Below are 20,550 nucleotides of genomic sequence, written 5' to 3'. Positions count from 1 at the left end.
ATGATCACCCACACCCTTGCCCTCGACGATATCAACAAGGGCTTCCAGATGATGCACGCAGGCGAATCAATCCGCTCTGTCGTGGTCTATTGAACGGGACGCAAACAACAGGAGGCGGATCGCGCAGCATAAGGAATTGACCCAAGCACAGGGGGAGGAGGACCCCCCGGAGCAACAGGTTGGCAGAGCCGGGCACCGCGTTCGGCAAGGGAAATCAAACGAAATCTACGACCCAGGGAGGAAGATATGAAGAAACTACTTATGATGTCAGCGGCGATGGTTGTCGGCCTGTCGGCCACGGCAAGCGCGAACGAGGCGCTTCAGGCGCTGATCGACGATCCCAAGCAATGGGCGATCCAGACCGGCGATTACGAAAACACGCGCTATTCCGAGTTGGACCAGATCACCAAGGACAACGTCGGCGATCTTCAGGTTGCATGGACCTTCTCGACCGGCGTTCTGCGCGGACATGAAGGATCGCCTCTCGTTATTGGCGATATCATGTATGTCCACACGCCGTTCCCCAATATCGTCTATGCGCTGAATCTCGCGGAAGACGGCAAGATCATGTGGAAATACGAGCCCAAGCAAGACCCCAGCGTCATCCCGGTGATGTGTTGTGACACGGTCTATCGCGGCGTTGCCTATGCGGATGACACGATCTTCCTGCACCAGGCCGACACGACGCTTGTGGCACTTGATGCCAAGACCGGCGAAGTAAAATGGTCGGTGATAAACGGTGATCCGTCGATCGGCGAGACCAACACCGCGACGGTTCTTCCGGTCAAGGACAAGGTCATTGTCGGTATTTCGGGCGGTGAATTTGGCGTGCGTGGCTCGACCACGGCCTATGACATGAAAACCGGCGAGCGTGTCTGGCGCGCCTATTCGATGGGTCCCGATAGCGACACGCTGATTGATCCCGAGAACACCACCCATCTGGGCAAGCCGGTTGGCGCGGATTCGGGCACCAACACATGGGAAGGCGATCAGTGGAAGATCGGCGGCGGTTCGACCTGGGGCTGGTATTCCTATGATGCCGAGCTTGACCTGTTTTATTCGGCAACCCCTCGACCTGGAACCCGGCACAGCGCCCTGGCGACAACCGCTGGTCGATGACCATCATGGCACGCAACCCCGATACCGGCGTTGCCAAATGGCTCTATCAGATGACCCCGCATGACGAGTGGGATTATGATGGCGTCAACGAGATGATCCTGACCGATCAGGAAATCGACGGGAAGATGCGCAAGCTTTTGACCCACCCCGATCGGAACGGCCTTGCCTATACCCTTGATCGTGAAACCGGCGAATTGCTTGTCGCCGAGAAATTCGATCCTGAGGTCAACTGGACCACGGGCGTTGATATGGACCCGGAGTCCGATACCTATGGTCGTCCGGCTGTGGTTTCGGCCTATTCGACCAGGGAAAATGGCGGAGACGTCAACACCACGGGCATCTGCCCTGCCGCCCTTGGCACCAAGGACCAACAGCCCTCGGCCTATAGCCCCAAAACCGGGTTGTTCTATATCCCGACAAACCACGTTTGCATGGATTACGAACCCTTCCGCGTCAGCTATACCGCCGGTCAGCCCTATGTGGGTGCGACCCTCGCGATGTACCCGGCCCCCGGAAGCCATGGCGGCATGGGTAACTTCATCGCCTGGGACAACATCGAAGGTAAGATCAAGTGGTCGATCCCCGAGCAGTTCTCGGTCTGGTCGGGCGCTCTGGCAACCGCTGGCGATGTGGTCTTTTACGGCACGCTCGAAGGCTACCTGAAGGCGATTGATGCCAACACCGGTGACGAGCTTTACAGCTTCAAGACACCCTCGGGCATTATCGGCAACGTGATGACCTACGAGCATGCGGGCAAACAGTATGTCGGTATCCTGTCGGGTATCGGTGGCTGGGCCGGGATCGGCCTTGCGGCTGGCCTGACCGATCCGAATGCGGGTCTGGGTGCCGTGGGTGGCTATGCGGCCCTGTCGGATTACACCGCCCTGGGTGGTCAGCTGACCGTGTTCGCCCTGCCCAACTAAACCAAACCTGTCTGAGACAAGACAGAACCCTTCGGCGCGGCACCCTTCCCGGTGTCGCGCCGACGCACCGATACCCAAAGGAGCAGAGAATGTTGACCAACCGCCACCTTTTGTCCGCAGGGCTTGCCAGCCTGCTGGCCTTTGTTGCCGCACCGAGTCTCGCGGAAAACCTTGTGTCGCGCGACAATCCATCCATTGCCGTCGCCTATGAAGAGGGCGGGCGGTACTTCAATGAGGATGATATTCCCACGTTCAACGTGGCCGAAGATGGCACTGTCGACTGGCGCACCTTTTCCGGCTTTCGCCGGTATCATGCGGAATGCCACGTGTGTCACGGCCCGGATGGTGAAGGATCAACCTATGCCCCGGCGCTCAAGGTGTCTGCGCTGACGCTGGATTACTATGATTTTGTCGGCGTCGTGGCCGAAGGCCGCCAAAAGGTAAACGCCTCTGAGAATTCGGTGATGCCGAGCTTTGGCACCAATCCGAACGTGATGTGCTATCTTGATGACATCTATGTCTATCTCAAGGCGCGCGGCACCGAGGCCGTGGCCCGTGGGCGTCCCCCCAAGAAAGATCCGAAATCCGATTCGATCCGGGAGGATGAAGATGCCTGCATGGGCTAGGATTGCGGCGATTGCCCTTGCGCTGCTGCCCGGTGTGGCGGCGGCGCAGATGGCCGAACTGGTGTCGAAAACCGCGTTTCGCGTCTGTGCCGACCCGTCGAACGATCCGATGTCGACGCAGGATGGCACCGGATTTGAAAACAAGATCGCCGATCTGATCGCGGCAAAGCTTGAAAAGCCGGTTGAATATACCTGGTTTCCGATGGCGACGGGGTTCGTGCGCCGCACCCTGCGGGCCAATGAATGCGACGTGATCATCGGCTTTGCCCAAGGTCACGAGATGGTGCAGAACACCAATCACTACATGACCTCGGCCTATACGATCGTCTTTCCCAAAGACAGCCCGCTGGCGGATGTGACGACCATTTCCGATCCGCGCCTCAAGGGCAAGACATTGGGCATTATCGCCGGAAGCCCGCCGGGCAACCACATGGCGCGTCAGGGGCTTATGGCCTTGGCGCGGCCCTATCCGCTTTTGTTGATCGCCGCCACGCCTCTCCGGCGCTGGATATGCTTGCCGATCTTGAGGCGGGCGAGATTGATGCGGCCATTCTCTGGGGCCCTATCAGCGGGCCATTGGTCAAGCGCCAGCATCCCAACCTCAAGGTCGTGCCGCTGATCCACGAGGCCGACCCGCCGCGTCTGTTTTACCGCATCACCATGAGCGTGCGCCCCGGTGAAGATCAGTGGAAGCGACAACTCAATTCCCTGTTGCGGCGCAATCAGGCCGAGATCGACCAGATCCTGACAGAGGCGGGCGTGCCGCTTCTCAACAATATGGGGACGGACCTCAAGGAGGTCACGCAATGACACCGGCGGGTCGCATGATGGTTGCGGCCCTCGCGCTTTGCGCCGGAATGGCGCAGGCGCAAGGCACGCCAGAGCCCGAGGGGTATCGCGGCCCGCCCTATCGCGCCCCCGTGCCCGCCACGCTAAGCGGGGCGACCGTCGTGGATGACGCGGGCGCCTATCAGCTCTGGCAAGAGGGCGAGGTGGCGTTCATCGACGTGTTGCCGCGCGCGCCCAAGCCCGAGAACTTGCCCAAGGGCACGATCTGGCGCGAAAAGCCGCATCAGTCGATTTCCGGCGCAATCTGGTTGCCCAATACCGGGTATGAAAAGATTGCAGAAGAAACCGCCGCCTACCTGCGCCGCGGGCTGGAACAGGCAACCGCGGGCGATCCGTCGCATCCGGTGCTGGTGTTCTGTCTCATGGATTGCTGGATGTCGTGGAATGTCGCCAAGCGCGCCGTCGAGATGGGCTATGAGACGGTCTATTGGTATCCCGATGGCACCGATGGTTGGGACATGGAGGATCACCCGCTTGAGCGGCTTGATCCCTTGCCCGAGGACTAACTTTCAATAGGCCGCAAGGCTGGTGTGGGCGCGGGTCACCTTGCCGTCGGTGTCGTGCAATGTGACCTCTGCCATGCTTGTGCCCTCGGGGACGGACACACGCAGACGCGGGTTCTCCGACAAGGAAATGCTTCCGCTCATGCGTAGATAGGGGGTGTTATCAAGGTCGACATCAACCTCGCCCACCACCCGCAGCGGGATATAAAGCAGCGTGATCTGATCCATTTGCAGGCCGGAATGGCTTGGGTGGCTGATGTCCACATCAAGCGCGCCAACCTTGCCCGCAAGGGCGGCGATGCGGGTGTTCACGCTCTTGCTGGGCGCGTCAAGCGCGGGCAAAAAGGCCAGTTCCATGTCGCCAAGGGTGGCAAGTGCCAATACCGGATCGGTGCCCGGCGGGGCTGCGCAGGCGCCTTGCCCCGAGGTTTTAAGATAGCGCTCTGCCACATGCCGCTCGCCCGCATCGGTCACCCGCACCACATCATCGTCAGAAGCGCAGACATAGAGCTTTTTGCCATCCGGGCTTGCGATGATGCCGCGTGGGCGGTTGCCGGCGGGGAACTCTTTTAGAACCTCCCATGTCTTGCTGTCGAGAACGGTGACGGTATTGCCGCGCTCATTGCTGACGAACACCTTGCCCGCAAGGGCCGGCGTGGTCAGCAGCGTGGCAAGGGCCGTGGCAAAGGCAAGGCGGCGCATGTCAATTCTCCTGTTGGGTAAAGGCGGCGCAGGCGCTTTCGGGCTGATCCAGCCCCATCGTATCCAGCAGCGAGCGTTGATGCAGAAATCCTTCTTGCGGCGACACACTCAGGGTGATGCGCCCGTCGGCCAGAAGAATGGGTTGGCGCAGCTGGCCGTTCCAGGGCCGGAAGGTAAGCTTTTGACCCTTGAACGCCGCCAGCTCGAATCTGTCGCTCAGGGCATAGGCGCGGATCGCGGCGGGATCGGTCGCGCCGGTACGTGTCACCGCCTCGCCCAGAACGCGAAGGGCAAGCCAGGCGTTGTAATCTTCCGCGCGCATGTAGCGGTTTGTAAGCTTTTCAAAGCGGTTCTGAAACTGGGTCGCGCCCCAGGCCTCTAGCGCCGGGTGCCAGCTGAGCGGGCGCAAGCCGGCAGAGCCGACAATAAGCGCGGGCGACCATGTGTGATAGGGCAGGTAGGTGGCGAAAACGTCGGTCTCATCCGCCGTCACGATGATGTCTGCGCCGTCAAGCGGTTGCGTGAACAGCGGCAATTGCCGTTGCACAAGGACGTGCCCGGTGTCGGTGCGCCGCGCGCCGCCGGTATCGGTAAACTCAAGCTCGTCGGTGATGCGCGCGCCGAACTTCGCCGCCGAGGCGCGATAGCTATCTGCTAGGGCGCGATCCTCGGGGTGCGAGCCGTGAATGAGCGCCCATTTCGGCCATTTCTTCCAGATCAGGAATTGCGCCACCGCATCGGTCTTCATCTTTCGCGAGGGCACCACATGCAGGATATTGCCGCGACAGTCTTCGCTGCGCAGGGCGGTGTCAGGCGCCAGCGTGTTGAAGATCACCGTATCGGGCGCGGCGGCATCGGCGATCGCCAAAAGCTCTGACATGCGGGCCTGAACCGCGAAAAACCGGATGCCTTTGGATTGCAGCGCCTCAAAGGTGGCAAGCGCGGTCTCCGGCGGGCTTGCGGCGGTCTCAAGCGCATAGGTCTGGCCCATGAACCGCCCGGTTGTCTGATTGTCTTCGGTCGCCAGAATGCCACCGGCAAAGCCAAGATCATCGGGGCGCAGATCAAGCCGCGAGACCGGCAAAAGCGTCGGGTAATCCACCCGCAGGATGGCCGCCGTGACCTCGACCGCAAAGGCCGGGCGGATCAGGGCGCCAAGGGCGAAAAGGAGTGCAACACACCAACGCATCATGCGCGCGACACCTTTGCGCAGGGCTGGGGTTTTGCAGATGTCATACGCGCGCTCCCTTTGAATTGTGATCGCCTATTACGGGTATCTTAACAAAGGTTCTCGGCCTGTCCGCACCTTTCCATCCTTACGCTGAAAGGTGTCGCTTTTACCCGGATTTATATTATTTAAATCAAAGGGTTGATCGGTGTCATACTTTGGTCGCAGGCATGCGTCGGCGGCACATGCAAAAACGGCCCCGCGCAGGGGTGCGCAGGGCCGGATTCGTCATTGTGATAGTGCGCGTCAGGCGGGCTTGAACAGATCGCCGTATTCGGCCCGCAGGATGTTTTTCTGAACCTTGCCCATGGTGTTGCGCGGCAATTCATCCAGCACGATAAGCTTGCGCGGATGCTTGAAGCGCGCCAGCGAGGTGCCTGCCGCCTCTGCAATCGCCTCAAGATCGGGCGTTTCGCCTTTTTGCGCCACAAGAAAGCCGACAACGGTTTCGCCGAAATCGGGATGCGGCACGCCCACCACGGCGCTCTCAAGCACGCCGGGCTGTTCATCGAGCAAAAGCTCGATTTCCTTGGGATAGATATTATAGCCGCCCGAAATGATCAGATCCTTGTTGCGCCCGACGATCTGAACATAGCCCTGATCGTCGATCTGCCCGAGATCGCCGGTTATGAAAAACCCGTCGCTGCGCAGCTCTTCGGCGGTCTTTTCGGGCATGTTCCAATAGCCCTTGAACACGTTCGGGCCGCGCACCTCTATCAGGCCGATTTCGCCCTGCGGCAGGGTCTTGCCGGTGTCGGGATCGGTGATCTTAAGCTCGACCCCCGGCAGCGGAAAGCCGACCGTTCCGGCACGACGCTCGCCCTCGTAGGGGTTCGAGGTGTTCATGTTGGTTTCGGTCATGCCATAGCGCTCAAGAATGCGATGGCCGGTGCGCTCTTCAAACGCCACATGGGTTTCGGCCAAGAGCGGCGCACTCCCCGAGATGAAAAGCCGCATATGCCCGGTCAGGGCGCGATCAAAGCGCGGATCATCCAGAAGCCGGGTGTAAAAGGTCGGCACCCCCATCATGGTCGTGGCGCGCGGCAGGGTTTCAATCACCTTGTCCTGATCGAATTTCGGCAAAAAGATCATCGCCGCCCCCGCCAGAAGGATCACGTTGGTCGCCACGAAAAGCCCATGCGTGTGAAAGATCGGCAGCGCATGCAACAACACGTCATTTTCGGTGAAGGCCCAGTAATCGACCAGCGTTTCGGCATTCGACAGCAGGTTGGTCTGCGTCAGCATCGCGCCTTTTGAACGCCCGGTCGTGCCCGAGGTATAAAGAAACGCGGCAAGATCATCGCCGCCGCGCGCCGTGGTCTCGAATGTCTCAGGCTGATCCTTGGCGGCGTCGGGCAGGCTTCCGCTGCCATCGGCGTTGAGCGTCATCAAGCTGGCCCCGGCCGATTTGGCCACGGGGGCAAGCGCATCGGCCTTGGCCCCATCGCAGAGCAAAAGCCGCGCGCCGCTGTCGGTCACGAAATACTCAAGCTCATCCGCCGTATAGCCGGTGTTGAGCGGCAAAAAGACGATCCCCGCCTGCACGCAGGCCGCATAGACCGCGAGCGCCTGCGGTGATTTTTCAACCTGCGCCGCAAGGCGGTCACCGGGGGCAAGCCCCGCATCGCGAAAGCTGTGGGCGTATTGCGCGGTCAGGCGCAGGAAGGCGTCATAGCTAAGCGTACTGCCGTCGGGCAGGTAAAGAAACGGCGCGGTCCGGCCCGCATGGCGACCAAAAAGCGTGTCATAAAGCGGATTTGCCATGGCGATCTTCCTTTGTTTCAGTCTTTGGTGGCCTGTGCGGCACTAAGGGCGGTTACTTCGGGCGAAGCGGCGATTTGGCCAGCAGTGGCAAAGCGTTCGTGGTTCTGCGAGATCAGGGCCAGATCGTAAAGGTAATTCACCATCATGCCCCCCGATTGCGCCTGACCATTGGGGGAAAGATCGGCATCGGCATGGATGGCATGCACCGAAGCGCCATTGCCAAGGTGAAACCGCGCGACCGGATCGAACGGGCCGCCCTCGGGGCGCTTGGCGTTGAGCAGGTAATCGGCGGTGATCTGGCGACGCTCTTCGGGATCATCGGGCAGGGTGGCGCCCTCGCTCGTCAGCCACTTCGAGAGCGCCGGGATCGGCGAGAGCGTGACGAAGGTCTTGAGATTGGGAAGCTCTTGCGACAGATCCGCGACCACCTGTTTGATCAGAGAGTTGCCAAAGGAAATCCCGGCCAGTCCCGGCTGACAGTTCGAGATCGAATAGAACACGGCGGTGTCGGCGGCTTCGGCGGTGATCGCGGCGCGGTTGTCGGCCAAGAGTTCATGGATTGCGCCCGGCGTGCCGCTGGTCAGGGCGACCTCGACGAAAATAAGCGGCTCATCGGGCATCGACGGGTGAAAGAACCCGAAACAGCGCCGGTCGGCAGGCTTCAGGCGCCGACGCAGGTCATCCCAGCTGTCGATGGCATGAACCGCCTCATAGGCGATGATCTTTTCAAGGATATCCGCCGGGCTGGTCCAGTTGATCGGACGCAGCACCAGAAAACCCCGGTTGAACCAGGACGAAAACAGGTGCCGGATATCAAGATCCACCACCGAAAGCGCCGGGTTATCCCGCGCCAGCCGGAGCAGGTCGCGCCGCATCGCCACCAGCTGTGCGGTGGCGCCGGGCACCTGATTTAGGCGGCGCGCAAGTTCCTGGCGGGGCGGCTCTGCTGCGGCGAGAAAGGTGCGATAGGTGCGCCGGTCCGGGGTGGCCTCGAAGGCATCAAGCGCGTTGCGCACGGTTTCCGGGTCAATGCCGAAGTCGTTGGTCAGGAAGGTGAAAAAGCCAAGTTTGGCCGCGTCATCCATCCCCGCATAGCGATCAAGGATATGCCGCGCGAGGGCCATGCCCGAGACCTCGCCCGAACTGCCAAGCAGGTCGCGCGAGAGGTCTTCAATGCTCCGGTTCTGCGCGTCCGGTTCGCTTGCGCCACGATAGCGGCGTTCGAAAACCGTGGCCAGAAGATCGGCGAGAACACTCATACCGCTGTCCCCATGACGTAGTCAGGCAGCCATGTCGCCAGCCCCGGAAACAGGCAGAGCAGGATGATCGCAAGGATCATGCAGGCCACATATGGCAGCGAGCCAAGCAGAATCGTCTTAAGCTTGATATCGGGCGCGATGCCGTTGATCACATAAAGGTTAAGGCCAACCGGCGGTGAAATAAGGCCGATTTCCATGTTGATCGTCAGGACCACGGCAAACCAGATCGGATCAAAGCCGGCGGTCAGGATGATCGGCAACAGGATCGGCGCCGCCATCAGGATCACCGCCACCGGCGGCAGGAAAAAGCCCGCGACCAGAAGGAACAGGTTGATCGCCGCCATCAGAACCCAGCGGTTCACATCCAGCGTGCCGATCCATTCGGCAATCGACTGGGTGATGAACAGGCTTGAGAGCATGTAGGAAAATACCCCGGCGGCGGCGATGATGAACAGGATCATAACGCTTTCGCGGGTGCTGTCGCGCAGCACGACCCAGATCGCCTTGGGGCTCCACATCTTGTAGATGATGATCGCCATCAACAGGCACAAAAGCGCGCCGATTGCGGCGGTCTCCGAGGGGGTCGCGATGCCGCCGTAAAGCGCATAGAGAACGCCGAGGATGATGATCAGAAACGGCAGGACGCGCGGCAGGATTTCAAAGCGCTCGGCCCAGGAATAGCCGCGCCCGCCAAGCAGTTCGATATTGCCCGACTTCCAGGTCGAATAAAGCGACCAGGCCATGAACAGGCCCACAAGCATCAGGCCCGGAATGACCCCGGCGAGAAACAGCCGCCCGATCGAGGTTTCGGTGGCGATGCCGTAAACGATCATCGTGACCGAGGGCGGAATGAGGATACCAAGGGTGCCGCCCGCCGCGATAGAGCCGGCAGCAACGCCATCGGGATAGCCGCGCTTGCGCATCTCTGGGATGCCCATCTTGCCAATCGCCGCACAGGTGGCGGGCGAAGAGCCCGACATCGCCGCAAACAGCGCGCAAGCCCCGAGGTTCGAAATCACGAGACCGCCGGGCACCCGCGTCAGCCAGCGTTCAAGCGCCTCGTAAAGGTCGGCCCCCGCCCGCGTTGACGCGATGGAAGAGCCCATGATGATGAACATCGGGATCGACAGCAGGGCAAAGTTATCAAGCTTGCCGAACAGGATTTCCGGCATCAGTTCAAGCGAGCGCATCCCGTCGAAGGCTATCAGAAAGCCGGCCGAGACGATCAGGAGGCCAATGGCCACCGAGACGCCCGAAAACAGCACGAAGATTGTCATGAGGGCGACAAGGCCCCCGAGTACGAGCGGGTCCATGATCAAAGATCCCCAGATACGCGGGCCGCAAGGCCCTCTTGTTCAATTCCAAAGGGTGCGTCGACGCGGATGATGACCGCGTAAAGATCAGCGATCAGTTGCAGCAGCAAAAGACCAAGGCCGACCGGAAGCGCCATGTAGGGCTTCCACAGGGCCACACTCCAGACAGTGTCGGATTTCCAGCCGCGCGCATAGGCGACATGCCAGAATTCATACCCGTACCAGAGCATCACAGCGATGATCAGCGCCGAAACCGCCAGCGTGACAATCGCCAGACCGCGGCGCAGGCGCATCGGAAGGGCAATCGGAATAAGATCGACATTCACATGCCCGCGCAGGCGCTGCACATAGGGCAGGCCGACCAGCGTGGCGGCGATCATAAGGTAAATCACGGCTTCGGTTTGCCAGATGGTCGAGCCATTCAGGACAAATCGGATAAAGATCATCTGACAGGTGATGAGAACCGCCAGCGTGATCATGCCCGCCGAGACCCAACCGGCAAAGGTCGAAATGGCCGCAACGGTTTTGAGAAAGAGGCTGTTGCCGGTGTTTGCCACACCGGAGATGGATTGGCCCGACATCGGCCCTCCTTTCGGGGTAAGTCTTGGGGGTGCAGGGCGCCGCGCGTGGGGCGCCCTGCGATCAGGTCAGATCACTCGACAGCGAGCGCCATATCCAGAAGCGCCTGCCCGTCGGGCACGCTTTCGACAAAGGCTTTGTACGAGGTTTCCGTGGCGATTGCGCGCCATGCGGCGAAATCCTCTTCGCTCATCTGTGCGATCTCGACACCGGCGTTTTTGAACACTTCGACCGAGTTGGCATCTTCTTTCTTGGCTTCTTCAAGATAGAAGGCTTCGGCCTTTTCGGCACCGGCCAAAAGCGCGGCCTGCTGGGCTTCGGTCAGGCCTTCAAAGGTGGATTTGTTCATCAACAGCGGCTGATACATGAACCACAGGGCAACATCGCCTGCGGGGGTATAGCACTTGACCTGTTCGTAAATCCGGTAGGACACGAAGGACGAGGACGATGTGTTGGCCGCATCCAGAACGCCGGTTTGCATGGCGTTGTAGATTTCCGAGCTTGCCATCGACGCGATCGAGGCGCCGGCACCGGCCAGCATCTGTTCAAAGGCCTTGCCCGCCGCGCGGGTTTGCAGGCCCTTGATGTCATCGGGCTTGGTGATGCACTTGTCCTTGCCGGCAAAGCCACCGGCCAGATACCCGTGGACCAGAACCATCACGTCATCTTCGGCCATCTTGGCCTCGAGTGCCTCCATGAATGGGCTGTTGGACAGGCGCGCGGCGTGGTCGTGGTTTTTCACCAGGCCAGGCATCAGCGTCAGGTTATAGGACGGCTGCTGGCCACCTGCATAGCTGAGCGGCAGAACGGTCATGTCAAGCTGACCGCGGCTCAGGGGTGTGTATTGCTCGCGCGGCTTGAACAGCGACTTCGAGCCGAAGATCTTGATTTCAAGATCGACATCGGCGGCGGCCACTTCATCGGCAACGATCTGGGCGACCTTGTGGCGCACGTCGCTGTTGGACCACTGATGCGACAGGCGCAGGTCGGTGGCATTGGCAACCGAGCCAATAAGCATCATCCCGGCAGTAACGGCTGCCGTGAACATAGATTTTTTCATGTCTTCCTCCCATTTTGTCCGGACAAGATGGTCCGAACGCGTGACGGGCAGTCTTTTGTGTTTCGAATTCAGAGTCAAGTTTTTTGTATACAAGAAATTCTGCCTTGCGCACAAACGAGCCGACGACTAGGATTTTTGGCATGGAACTTCGTCGGGCTGACATAATCGCGGATGCACTGGAAGAGCTGGTTTTTACCGGCGGCTTTCACGATGGCGACCGGCTTGACGAATTGCGGTTGGCGGCACAGTTCGATGTCTCGCGCACCCCGATTCGCGAAGCGTTGCAGCGGCTTGTCGCCTCTGGTCTCGCCGAACAGATCCCGCGCCGCGGCGTGTTCGTGCGCCAGCCGGGGCCGGTCGAACTGATGGAAATGTTTGAAACCATGGCCGAGATTGAAGGCGTCTGCGGGCGTCTGGCGGCCATGCGGATATCGGATGCGGCACTGGAGGAGCTGGACAGTGCCAACGCCTCTTGCTGTGCGGCGGTCGAGGGCGGCGATTCTGATGGGTATTATCGCGAAAACGAGCGGTTTCATCACGTAATCTATCATCAGGCCGGCAACGGATTTCTGGAGCATGAGGCGCTGCGTCTGCATCGGCGGCTCAAGCCGTTTCGCCGGTTGCAATTGCGCTGGCGCGGGCGGTTGTCGCAATCCATGGCCGAGCATGAGGCGATTGTCGAGGCGCTGCGCGCCGGCGATTGCGAGCGCGCAGCCGAGGCGTTGCGTGGCCATGTGGCGATTCAGGGTGAAAAGTTCCATCTTTTGATGTCGAGCTTGCGCAGCGCCGCAGAGTAACCAGATATCCCCCAGACAAAAGCGGCGCGCGGCGCGGCGGGATATGCAGACCGCTGGACAGTTGACGCGCGCATGGGTAGGACAGCGAAATGGCCAAGGAAAAGGAAAATCCGAACTACAAGGTGATCGCCGAGAACCGGCGGGCGCGGTATGACTATGCCATCGAGAGCGATATCGAATGCGGCATTATCCTTGAAGGCTCCGAGGTCAAATCCCTGCGCCAGAATGGCGGCAACATCGCTGAAAGCTATGCCATGGTCGAAGATGGCGAACTGTGGCTGGTGAATTCCTATATTGCGCCCTATGCGCAGGCAAAGACCTTTGGCCACGAGGAAAAGCGCCGTCGCAAGCTTTTGGTGTCGCGCAAGGAACTGGCGCGGCTGTGGAACGAGACACAGCGCAAGGGCATGACGCTTGTGCCGCTGGTGATGTATTTCAACCATCGCGGGCTGGTCAAAATGAAGATCGGCATCGCCAAGGGTAAGAAAAACCACGACAAACGCGCCACCGAGGCCAAGCGCGACTGGAGCCGTCAGAAACAACGCCTGTTGCGCCACGGAGAGTAAGCGGCGGTTTACCCCCGGGGAAACGGACTATGGAACTTTTTCTGTGTTTGATTGGCGGCGCGGTTGGCGGCAATGCCGCGGGCGGCGTGATGAAAAACGCAAGCGTTGGTTTGATTGGCAATTCGATTGCCGGGATTGTTGGCGGCGGTCTTGGCGGTCAGGTCTTGACGATGCTGGGCGCGGGCGGTCTTGGCGCGATGGCGGGCGGCGGTGATATCGGCGCGATTGTCGGCGCGCTCGCCGCGGGCGGGGCAGGGGGCGGTGCGGTTGTGATCAGTCTTGGTGTGATCAAGAAAGTGTTCGTCAGGTAGACGGCAAATAGGGGCCGATGCGGCGGTGCCCGGTCTTGCCCTTTTGCCCCCCAGACTGTAGGCAAGACCGGTCTAAAGCGGGGGCCCCCATGGCACATGATGATCCTAAAACCGTTGTTTCCACCGACTGGCTTGCCAGCCATCTGAAAGACCCGGATTTGCGGGTGCTCGATGGCACCATGTTCATGGCTGCCGAGGGGCGCGACGCAAAGGCGGAATATGACGCTGGCCACATCCCGGGCGCGCGCTTTTTCGATATTGATGACATCAGCGACAGCCGCTCGGACTTGCCGCATATGGCGCCGCCGGTCGAGAAATTCATGTCAAAGCTGCGCGCCATGGGTGTCGGTGACGGGCATCAGGTGGTGGTTTATGACGCAAAGGGCCTGTTTTCCGCCGCGCGGATTTGGTGGCTGTTTCGCCTTATGGGGCAGGATAACATTGCCGTTCTTGATGGCGGTTTTCCCAAATGGCAGGCCGAGGGCCGCGAGATCGAAGACCTGCCGCCGATTGTCCGCGACCGCCACATGACGGTGCGCCGCCAGAACCAGATGGTCAAGGATGTGACGCAGGTGTCGGCGGCCTCGAAACTTGGCGATTACGAAATCGTCGATGCGCGCTCTGCCGCCCGCTTTCGCGGTGAGGCCCCAGAACCGCGTCCCGGTCTGCGCGGCGGGCATATTCCGGGCTCGAAAAACGTGCCCTATACCGATCTGTTGAATGACGACATGACGATGAAAGACCCCGAGGCACAGCGCGCGATCTTCGCGGCGGCCGGGGTTGACATGAGCAAGCCGGTGATCACCACCTGCGGCACCGGCGTCACGGCCGCAATCATCAGTCTGGCACTTGAACGGATCGGCAAGACCGACCACGCGCTTTATGACGGATCATGGACGGAATGGGGCGCCTTTCCGACGCTGCCCGTCGCCACAGGAGAGGCCTGATGTTCAGTAACCTGAAGGAAAAACCCGCCGACAAAATTCTGGCTCTTGGTCAGGCGTTCCGCGAAGACCCGCGCGACACCAAGATCGACCTTGGCGTTGGCGTTTACAAAGACGCAGAGGGCAAGACGCCGATCATGCGCGCCGTCAAGGCCGCCGAACAAAAGTGGTGGGGCCAGGAAGAGACCAAGGCCTATACCGGGCTTGCCGGCGATCCGGCTTTCTCTGAGGTGATGATAAACCTGGTGCTTGGCGATGCCGTCACCCGCGATCAGGTCGCCGCCGTCGCCACCCCCGGCGGCACCGGCGCGGTGCGTCAGGCGTTTGACCTTGTGCGCATGGCAAACCCCGATGCGCGGGTGTTCGTGTCTGATCCGACATGGCCCAACCACCTTAGCATTCTGGCCTATCTTGGCGTTGAAACGGTGATGTATCGCTATTTCGACACTGAAACCGTCGGGGTCGATTTCGATGGCATGATGGCCGACCTCGAAGATGTGCGCGCAGGCGATGTTGTGTTGTTACATGGCTGCTGTCACAACCCGACCGGCGCCAACCTGAACCTGGGCCAGTGGCAAGAGGTGATCGCTCTTTTGAACCGCAAGGGCGCGGTGCCGATGATCGACATCGCCTATCAGGGCTTTGGTGACGGCCTGGAAGAAGACGCCAAGGCGACCCGGCTTGTGGTCAAGAGCTGCCCCGAGGTGTTGATCGCGGCGAGTTGTTCCAAGAATTTCGGCATTTACCGTGAGCGCACCGGCATCCTGATGGCGGCGGCGCAGGACCGGGGCCTGCAAAAGGTGGCACAGGGCAATCTGGCCTATCTCAATCGCCAGAACTTTTCCTTTCCGCCCGATCACGGCGCGCGGCTTGTGACCATGGTGCTAAGCGATGATGCGCTGCGGGCCGATTGGCAATCAGAGCTGGAGGAGGTCCGCCTTGGCATGCTGCGCCTGCGCGAGGATCTTGCGAATGAGCTGCGCCGCTTGTCGGGCTCTGACCGGTTTGGGTTCATCGCCCAGCATCGCGGCATGTTCTCACGCCTTGGCGCAACGCCCGAGCAGGTGGAAACCCTGCGCAAGGATCACGGGATTTACATGATTGGCGATAGCCGCATCAATATTGCCGGTCTGAATGCGCAAACCGTGCCGATCTTGGCCCGTGCAATCATCGACGTTGGCGTTTAAGCCACCCTGAAACGGCGCGCCGATACTCTGGCGCGCCGTGGTGGTGGTTATTCTGGCAAGATCACCGCGTCGATCACGTGGATGACGCCATTGCTGGCCTCGATATCGGCAGCGGTAACATTGGCACCGTTCACCATAACGCCACCTTCGGTCATGATCGTGACATCGCTGCCCTGCACCGTGGTTGCGCTCATGCCATTGCTGAGATCAGCCGACATCACCTTACCCGGCACCACGTGATAGGTCAGGATCGCCGCTAGCTGATCCTTGTTCTCGGGCTTGAGCAGGGTCTCGACCGTGCCCTCGGGCAGGGCCGCAAAGGCCGCGTTGGTCGGCGCGAAGACGGTGAACGGGCCATCGCCCTTGAGGGTCTCGACAAGATCGGCGGCCTGAACGGCGGCAACCAGGGTCGAGAAATCTTCATTCCCGGCGGCGATATCGACAATGTCCTTGCCGTGGCCATCGGCGAAAGCGGGGCCAGCCATCAGGGCGGCGGCGGTCAGGGCAAGGTAGGTTCTGCGAAACATAAGTGTATCTCCATTTTTAGCGTCAGTTGTGACGATGCCGCGTCGGGCATCATGACACGAGTTACGGCGCTAAATCGGGTTTGGTTCACCGGGGATTCTTGCCGATGCGATTTGACGAAACCGCAAAGGCCGCTAAGCCGGGGATTTCTGTAACATCCAGTCACGTTTTTGTGATCAGGCGGAAAATCTCCTGCGCCGTTGCGGGCGTTTCAGGCGGGTTTCCCGCCGCCTGTGGGGGTTGCGGGCCAATGTCCCGCACCGGGCACTTTGCGCCCCTGCGTCCGTCCGTGATCATGGTTTAGCGGCTTGTTTGATCGCGGCGAAAGGCGCAGGTTGCGCCGCGACGCCCCCAACGTATTGCGGGCCAATGGGCTTGGAGTTTTTCGATGATTTACGTGATGCAGATCCTGCAGGTTCTTGCGCTGTTGTTTGTTCTCATGCTGGGCGCTGTCGTCTTGATGGCGATGCTGTTTTACGTGCTGGACAAGACCCAGCCCGGCGATGCGATCCGGCGCAATTATCCGGTGATCGGGCGCTTTCGTGGGTTGTTCACCAAGCTGGGCGAATTCTTTCGCCAGTACTTTTTCGCGATGGACCGCGAAGAGATGCCGTTCAACCGTGCGCAACGCGATTGGGTAAGCCACGCGACCAAGGGCAAGGGCAACACCATCGCGTTCGGCTCGACCCGCAACCTTGGTGTGCCGGGCACGCCGATTTTCGTACCGGCCGTCTTTCCGCCGCTTGATGATCAGTTTTCCGTAACGGCCCCGATGCTGATCGGGCCGACCGCGGCGATCCCTTACAGAGCGAAGTCGATCTTCAACATCTCGGGCATGAGCTATGGCGCGATTTCGCGCCCGGCGGTCGAGGCGCTAAGCCGGGGCGCGGCCAAGGCCGGTATCTGGTTGAACACCGGCGAGGGCGGGCTGTCGCCGTTCCACCTGACGGGGGGCTGTGATCTTGTCTATCAGATCGGCACCGCGAAATACGGTGTGCGCGACGAAGACGGCAACCTGAGTGACGAAAAGCTGCGCAAGATGTCGGAGAACCCGCATATCAAGATGTTCGAGCTCAAGCTTGCCCAGGGCGCCAAGCCCGGCAAGGGCGGTATCCTTCCGGGTGAAAAGGTCAGTGCCGAGATTGCCGAAATCCGAGGAATCAAGCTTGGACAGGATAGCATCTCGCCCAATCGTCACGCCGATATCAACGACTACGGCGAACTTCTGGATGTGATCTGTCATATCCGCAAGGTGACCGGTCGCCCGGTGGGGTTCAAAACCGTGATCGGCTCGTCCGAGGCCTGGGAGCCGCTGTTTCAGTTGATCAATGAGCGCGGCCCTGATTGCGCGCCGGATTTCATTGCCATTGATGGCGGCGAGGGGGGGACCGGTGCCGCACCGATGCCCTTGATGGATCTGGTCGGCATGCCCATTCGCGATGCCTTGCCGCGGATGGTGGATCTGCGCGATCGTTATGGCCTTAAAGAGCGGATCAGGATGATCGCCGCCGGCAAGCTTATCAATCCCGGCGATGTTGCCTGGGCGCTGTGTGCGGGGGCCGATTTTGTTGCCTCTGCGCGCGGCTTCATGTTCAGCCTTGGCTGCATTCAGGCGCTGAAGTGCAATCGCAATACCTGCCCGACCGGCATCACCACTCACGACAAGCGTCTTCAGGCCGGTCTTGTGGTCGAGGATAAATATGTGAAGGTCGCCCATTACGCCACATCGGTCATCAAAGAGGTCGAGACGATTGCGCATTCGGTTGGCGTGGGTGAACCGCGCCTTATGCGGCGGCGCCATGTGCGCATTGTTCAGGCCGATGGCACCTCTACCCCGTTCAACAAAATCCGGCCAAGTTACAACGCGGACGCGGCTTTGTGATCGCGACAGGGGCCTGAATTCTGGCGATAGGCCCTTATCTCTCTATATATAGGTGCAAACCCAATAGGAGAGATGCATGGCCTATCGCTGGAAAAACACCCTGTCCGATTGCGACGTGACGCCCGAGGCGGCGTTTCTGAACCGCCGCCAGTTGATGGCGGGGGCCGCGGCCGGGATCGGCCTTGCCGGGATCGGCCTTCCGGCGCGCGCGCAGGAATTGGAGGCCAATAGCTGGGAAGAGATCACCGGCTATAACAACTATTATGAGTTCGGCACCGACAAGGCCGATCCGGCCCGCTATGCCGATGCTCTTACCACCAGCCCCTGGACCGTCGAGATTGACGGGTTTGTCGATCGTCCCGGCACCTATGGCTTTGATCAGATCATGGACAAGATGACCGTCGAAGAGCGGCTCTATCGGTTCCGCTGTGTCGAGGCCTGGTCGATGGTCGTGCCCTGGAACGGGTTCGAGCTTGCCGATCTGCTTGCCCTCGCAGGTGTTCAAAGCGATGCCAGGTATATCGCCTTTGAAACCGCCCTGCGCCCGGATGAGATGCCCGGCGTGAAATACCCCGTACTGGACTGGCCCTATGTCGAGGGCCTGCGGCTTGACGAGGCGATGCATCCGCTGACCATCATGGCGACGGGCATCTATGGCCGCGACATCCCCAATCAGAACGGCGCACCGCTCCGCCTTGTGGTGCCGTGGAAATACGGTTTCAAATCCATCAAGTCGGTGGTGCGCATCACCGCCACCAAGGATCAGCCACCTACATCCTGGAACAAGGCCAATGCCCGCGAATACGGCTTTTACAGTAATGTGAACCCCGAGGTGGATCACCCCCGCTGGTCACAGGCCACCGAGCGGGCGATTGGCGGCGGGTTGTTCTCGGCGCGCAAGCCGACCCTGATGCTCAATGGCTACGGCGACGAGGTCGCATCGCTTTACGCAGGGATGGATATGAGAAAGAACTTCTGAGCATGGCCCGGATGATGGCGTGGGCGGGTGGTGTCGGGGCGGGTTTTGCCGCGCTTTGTTGCTTTACCGGCCTCCTGCCGTTTCTTTTGACGGCGCTTGGACTGACGTCGCTTGTGCCGCTGATCTACCGGGACAGCGTTCTGTTCCCGGTATTCGGGATTTGTCTGATCATCATGGGGGTGGGGCTATGGCTTCGGCGCAAGACATCAAATTGATCTCGATCCTGACCTGTCCCGAATGCGGGCGGGCAAGCACCGAGACCATGCCGACCGACGCCTGCCAGTTCTTCCATGACTGCAAGGTCTGCGGGGCAATCCTGCGCCCGCTGCCCGGTGATTGCTGTGTCTATTGTTCTTTCGGCGACGTGGCCTGCCCACCGGTCCAAAAGGGGGAGTGCTGTTGCGGATGACCCAGCTGGTCGAACAGATCAACGCGCTGCTGCGCAGGGTGCCGACATGGCCCGTATATATACTGCTCGCTGCACCGGCGCCTTACCTTTTTTATATGGGGGCGACGGGCGGTCTTGGCATCGAGCCGATCAAGGCGCTCGAGCACGAGCTGGGGGGCATCGCCCTCAAGCTTTTGGTCGCGGGGCTTACTGTCACGCCACTACGCCGCTTTGCCGGAGTGAACCTCATCAGGTTCCGGCGCGCGCTTGGCCTTTCGGTCTTCTTCTATGTCATGCTGCATCTGCTGGTATGGCTGGTCCTGGATGTGCAGATTCCGGCACAAATCTGGGCGGACATCATAAAGCGCCCCTATGTGACGATCGGCTTTACTGCCTTCCTGTTGCTTGTGCCATTGGCGGCGACGTCCAATAACTGGTCGGTGCGCAGGCTGGGGCCGAAATGGCGGCAGCTGCATAAGCTGACCTATGTGGCGGCGATTCTGGGGGCGGTTCACTTTATATGGCTGGTGAAGGGCTTTCAGATCGAGCCGCTGGTCTATCTGGCCGTGATTCTGGGCCTTCTGGCGCTTCGGCTCCGCCCGGCGCGCAAAAAACAGGCAGCATAAGGCGGGATTGCCCCGACCGGGGCTGTTCGAGAATCGCAAAATGACCGGATGAGCCTGGATTTTGCCGATTCCGACTCGGGTAATTGCCCCGATTAGGGTGATTCCTGTCTCTAAGAGCCAGTTGAGTCGCCCCAAATCCCGGGTGTTCGGGACGGTCGCCCATCACCTCTTGGGGATAACTCTGTGGATAACGCAAGATGTGGGGTAGGGGCGGCATGGCATGCGCTAACAATATTGCGCAGAGGTCCTGATTTTCATGCCGAAAATGACCTAAGCCCTTAATTTCCCATTAAAATTCAGGTTTTTGAAAAAAATGTGACGAGAAGCCAAAAAAGGGGTTGCGGGTTTATCGTACTGACCGTAGAACCCCCTTCACCGGCGGCGCAGTGATGCACACCGGGACGCCGGACGGACCAGACG

Annotated in this window: 20 protein-coding genes and 2 pseudogenes; 14 read left to right on the top strand and 8 right to left on the bottom strand. The window is 60.2% G+C overall.

Translation table 11 applies throughout. The features are described 5' to 3' along the window. Nucleotides 1-276 precede the first annotated feature (276 nt). The 4 genes and pseudogenes from xoxF5 to BUB78_RS18715 all read left to right on the top strand — a co-directional run bounded on the left by xoxF5 (nucleotide 277) and on the right by BUB78_RS18715 (nucleotide 4,023). Nucleotides 277-2,042: pseudogene (xoxF5, locus tag BUB78_RS18730) on the top strand (lanthanide-dependent methanol dehydrogenase XoxF5). A gap of 89 nt (nucleotides 2,043-2,131) precedes the next feature. Then, nucleotides 2,132-2,668, top strand: coding sequence for a c-type cytochrome, methanol metabolism-related (locus tag BUB78_RS18725; RefSeq protein ID WP_073200775.1), 537 nt, complete (start codon nucleotides 2,132-2,134; stop codon nucleotides 2,666-2,668). After that, a pseudogene (locus BUB78_RS18720) lies at nucleotides 2,652-3,478 on the top strand (substrate-binding domain-containing protein). The gene BUB78_RS18725 and the pseudogene BUB78_RS18720 overlap by 17 nt, the downstream one beginning before the upstream one ends. Continuing rightward, a complete protein-coding gene (locus BUB78_RS18715; RefSeq protein ID WP_073200774.1) occupies nucleotides 3,475-4,023 on the top strand; it encodes a PQQ-dependent catabolism-associated CXXCW motif protein in 549 nt (182 codons plus the stop codon). Before BUB78_RS18720 ends, BUB78_RS18715 begins: the two are co-directional and overlap by 4 nt. 3 nt (nucleotides 4,024-4,026) lie before the next feature. Here the strand turns inward: BUB78_RS18715 and BUB78_RS18710 are convergent, their stop codons facing one another. From BUB78_RS18710 to dctP, 7 genes are all read right to left on the bottom strand, one after another. Then, nucleotides 4,027-4,722: a thiosulfate oxidation carrier complex protein SoxZ gene (locus BUB78_RS18710; RefSeq protein WP_084732961.1), complete on the bottom strand. Its 696-nt coding sequence runs from the start codon at nucleotides 4,720-4,722 to the stop codon at nucleotides 4,027-4,029. Nucleotide 4,723: 1 nt separating this feature from the next. Beyond that, a complete protein-coding gene (locus BUB78_RS18705; RefSeq protein ID WP_073200772.1) occupies nucleotides 4,724-5,914 on the bottom strand; it encodes an ABC transporter substrate-binding protein in 1,191 nt (396 codons plus the stop codon). Between the two features lie 282 nt (nucleotides 5,915-6,196). After that, nucleotides 6,197-7,714: a malonate--CoA ligase gene (locus BUB78_RS18700; protein ID WP_073200770.1), complete on the bottom strand. Its 1,518-nt coding sequence runs from the start codon at nucleotides 7,712-7,714 to the stop codon at nucleotides 6,197-6,199. A 17-nt stretch (nucleotides 7,715-7,731) separates the two neighbouring features. Further along, a complete protein-coding gene (locus BUB78_RS18695; RefSeq protein ID WP_073200768.1) occupies nucleotides 7,732-8,973 on the bottom strand; it encodes a malonyl-CoA decarboxylase in 1,242 nt (413 codons plus the stop codon). Then, complete coding sequence (locus BUB78_RS18690; RefSeq protein WP_073200766.1) at nucleotides 8,970-10,286, bottom strand: TRAP transporter large permease; 1,317 nt, start codon at nucleotides 10,284-10,286, stop codon at nucleotides 8,970-8,972. Before BUB78_RS18690 ends, BUB78_RS18695 begins: the two co-directional genes overlap by 4 nt. Before the next feature lie 2 nt (nucleotides 10,287-10,288). Continuing rightward, nucleotides 10,289-10,867 carry a TRAP transporter small permease gene (locus BUB78_RS18685; protein ID WP_073200764.1) on the bottom strand — a complete coding sequence of 193 codons (579 nt, stop codon included), beginning with the start codon at nucleotides 10,865-10,867 and terminating at the stop codon, nucleotides 10,289-10,291. A gap of 71 nt (nucleotides 10,868-10,938) precedes the next feature. Beyond that, on the bottom strand, nucleotides 10,939-11,925 hold the full coding sequence (gene dctP, locus BUB78_RS18680) for a TRAP transporter substrate-binding protein DctP (RefSeq protein ID WP_170865112.1): 987 nt from the start codon (nucleotides 11,923-11,925) through the stop codon (nucleotides 10,939-10,941). Nucleotides 11,926-12,065: 140 nt separating this feature from the next. Between dctP and BUB78_RS18675 the strand changes: the two genes are divergently transcribed. From BUB78_RS18675 to BUB78_RS18655, 5 genes are all read left to right on the top strand, one after another. Beyond that, nucleotides 12,066-12,722, top strand: coding sequence for a GntR family transcriptional regulator (locus BUB78_RS18675; RefSeq protein WP_073200763.1), 657 nt, complete (start codon nucleotides 12,066-12,068; stop codon nucleotides 12,720-12,722). Between the two features lie 89 nt (nucleotides 12,723-12,811). After that, nucleotides 12,812-13,288 carry an SsrA-binding protein SmpB gene (gene smpB, locus BUB78_RS18670; protein WP_073200760.1) on the top strand — a complete coding sequence of 159 codons (477 nt, stop codon included), beginning with the start codon at nucleotides 12,812-12,814 and terminating at the stop codon, nucleotides 13,286-13,288. Between the two features lie 29 nt (nucleotides 13,289-13,317). Continuing rightward, nucleotides 13,318-13,599 (top strand): hypothetical protein, encoded by a 282-nt coding sequence (locus BUB78_RS18665; RefSeq protein WP_073200758.1) that lies wholly within the window; start codon nucleotides 13,318-13,320, stop codon nucleotides 13,597-13,599. Between the two features lie 89 nt (nucleotides 13,600-13,688). Beyond that, on the top strand, nucleotides 13,689-14,546 hold the full coding sequence (gene sseA / locus BUB78_RS18660; protein ID WP_073200756.1) for a 3-mercaptopyruvate sulfurtransferase: 858 nt from the start codon (nucleotides 13,689-13,691) through the stop codon (nucleotides 14,544-14,546). Further along, the gene (locus BUB78_RS18655; RefSeq protein ID WP_073200754.1) at nucleotides 14,546-15,730 is read left to right on the top strand and encodes an amino acid aminotransferase; all 1,185 of its coding nucleotides are present in this window, start codon (nucleotides 14,546-14,548) and stop codon (nucleotides 15,728-15,730) included. Before sseA ends, BUB78_RS18655 begins: the two co-directional genes overlap by 1 nt. 47 nt (nucleotides 15,731-15,777) lie before the next feature. Here BUB78_RS18655 and BUB78_RS18650 read toward each other — a convergent pair whose 3' ends face one another. Next, on the bottom strand, nucleotides 15,778-16,257 hold the full coding sequence (locus tag BUB78_RS18650) for a fasciclin domain-containing protein (RefSeq protein WP_073200752.1): 480 nt from the start codon (nucleotides 16,255-16,257) through the stop codon (nucleotides 15,778-15,780). 386 nt (nucleotides 16,258-16,643) lie between these two features. Here BUB78_RS18650 and BUB78_RS18645 point away from each other — a divergent pair, with 386 nt between their 5' ends. The 5 genes from BUB78_RS18645 (at nucleotide 16,644) to msrQ (ending at nucleotide 20,130) form a co-directional block, all read left to right on the top strand. After that, complete coding sequence (locus BUB78_RS18645; RefSeq protein ID WP_073200750.1) at nucleotides 16,644-18,137, top strand: FMN-binding glutamate synthase family protein; 1,494 nt, start codon at nucleotides 16,644-16,646, stop codon at nucleotides 18,135-18,137. Nucleotides 18,138-18,213: 76 nt separating this feature from the next. Beyond that, the gene (gene msrP, locus BUB78_RS18640) at nucleotides 18,214-19,116 is read left to right on the top strand and encodes a protein-methionine-sulfoxide reductase catalytic subunit MsrP (protein ID WP_073200748.1); all 903 of its coding nucleotides are present in this window, start codon (nucleotides 18,214-18,216) and stop codon (nucleotides 19,114-19,116) included. A 2-nt stretch (nucleotides 19,117-19,118) separates the two neighbouring features. After that, nucleotides 19,119-19,331 (top strand): hypothetical protein, encoded by a 213-nt coding sequence (locus BUB78_RS18635; RefSeq protein WP_073200746.1) that lies wholly within the window; start codon nucleotides 19,119-19,121, stop codon nucleotides 19,329-19,331. Next, nucleotides 19,304-19,525, top strand: coding sequence for a GDCCVxC domain-containing (seleno)protein (locus BUB78_RS21315; protein WP_245813580.1), 222 nt, complete (start codon nucleotides 19,304-19,306; stop codon nucleotides 19,523-19,525). Before BUB78_RS18635 ends, BUB78_RS21315 begins: the two co-directional genes overlap by 28 nt. Further along, nucleotides 19,522-20,130 carry a protein-methionine-sulfoxide reductase heme-binding subunit MsrQ gene (msrQ, locus tag BUB78_RS18625; RefSeq protein ID WP_073200744.1) on the top strand — a complete coding sequence of 203 codons (609 nt, stop codon included), beginning with the start codon at nucleotides 19,522-19,524 and terminating at the stop codon, nucleotides 20,128-20,130. Before BUB78_RS21315 ends, msrQ begins: the two co-directional genes overlap by 4 nt. Nucleotides 20,131-20,550: the final 420 nt, after the last annotated feature.

The organism is Roseovarius marisflavi (genome assembly GCF_900142625.1).
GTDB classification, from domain to species: Bacteria; Pseudomonadota; Alphaproteobacteria; order Rhodobacterales; family Rhodobacteraceae; genus Roseovarius; species Roseovarius marisflavi.
The sequence above is the reverse complement of the archived record's forward strand: the minus strand, read 5'-3'. Positions and strand labels throughout refer to the sequence as shown.

Bases quoted from the DNA above. Each gene is read 5' to 3' on its own strand.
- BUB78_RS18725 (WP_073200775.1), top strand. From the start codon at position 2,132: ATGTTGACCAACCGCCACCTTTTGTCCGCAGGGCTTGCCAGCCTGCTG.
- BUB78_RS18715 (WP_073200774.1), top strand. From the start codon at position 3,475: ATGACACCGGCGGGTCGCATGATGGTTGCGGCCCTCGCGCTTTGCGCC.
- BUB78_RS18710 (WP_084732961.1), bottom strand. From the start codon at position 4,722: ATGCGCCGCCTTGCCTTTGCCACGGCCCTTGCCACGCTGCTGACCACG.
- BUB78_RS18705 (WP_073200772.1), bottom strand. From the start codon at position 5,914: ATGATGCGTTGGTGTGTTGCACTCCTTTTCGCCCTTGGCGCCCTGATC.
- BUB78_RS18700 (WP_073200770.1), bottom strand. From the start codon at position 7,714: ATGGCAAATCCGCTTTATGACACGCTTTTTGGTCGCCATGCGGGCCGG.
- BUB78_RS18695 (WP_073200768.1), bottom strand. From the start codon at position 8,973: ATGAGTGTTCTCGCCGATCTTCTGGCCACGGTTTTCGAACGCCGCTAT.
- BUB78_RS18690 (WP_073200766.1), bottom strand. From the start codon at position 10,286: ATGGACCCGCTCGTACTCGGGGGCCTTGTCGCCCTCATGACAATCTTC.
- BUB78_RS18685 (WP_073200764.1), bottom strand. From the start codon at position 10,867: ATGTCGGGCCAATCCATCTCCGGTGTGGCAAACACCGGCAACAGCCTC.
- dctP (WP_170865112.1), bottom strand. From the start codon at position 11,925: ATGAAAAAATCTATGTTCACGGCAGCCGTTACTGCCGGGATGATGCTT.
- BUB78_RS18675 (WP_073200763.1), top strand. From the start codon at position 12,066: ATGGAACTTCGTCGGGCTGACATAATCGCGGATGCACTGGAAGAGCTG.
- smpB (WP_073200760.1), top strand. From the start codon at position 12,812: ATGGCCAAGGAAAAGGAAAATCCGAACTACAAGGTGATCGCCGAGAAC.
- BUB78_RS18665 (WP_073200758.1), top strand. From the start codon at position 13,318: ATGGAACTTTTTCTGTGTTTGATTGGCGGCGCGGTTGGCGGCAATGCC.
- sseA (WP_073200756.1), top strand. From the start codon at position 13,689: ATGGCACATGATGATCCTAAAACCGTTGTTTCCACCGACTGGCTTGCC.
- BUB78_RS18655 (WP_073200754.1), top strand. From the start codon at position 14,546: ATGTTCAGTAACCTGAAGGAAAAACCCGCCGACAAAATTCTGGCTCTT.
- BUB78_RS18650 (WP_073200752.1), bottom strand. From the start codon at position 16,257: ATGTTTCGCAGAACCTACCTTGCCCTGACCGCCGCCGCCCTGATGGCT.
- BUB78_RS18645 (WP_073200750.1), top strand. From the start codon at position 16,644: ATGATTTACGTGATGCAGATCCTGCAGGTTCTTGCGCTGTTGTTTGTT.
- msrP (WP_073200748.1), top strand. From the start codon at position 18,214: ATGGCCTATCGCTGGAAAAACACCCTGTCCGATTGCGACGTGACGCCC.
- BUB78_RS18635 (WP_073200746.1), top strand. From the start codon at position 19,119: ATGGCCCGGATGATGGCGTGGGCGGGTGGTGTCGGGGCGGGTTTTGCC.
- BUB78_RS21315 (WP_245813580.1), top strand. From the start codon at position 19,304: ATGGCTTCGGCGCAAGACATCAAATTGATCTCGATCCTGACCTGTCCC.
- msrQ (WP_073200744.1), top strand. From the start codon at position 19,522: ATGACCCAGCTGGTCGAACAGATCAACGCGCTGCTGCGCAGGGTGCCG.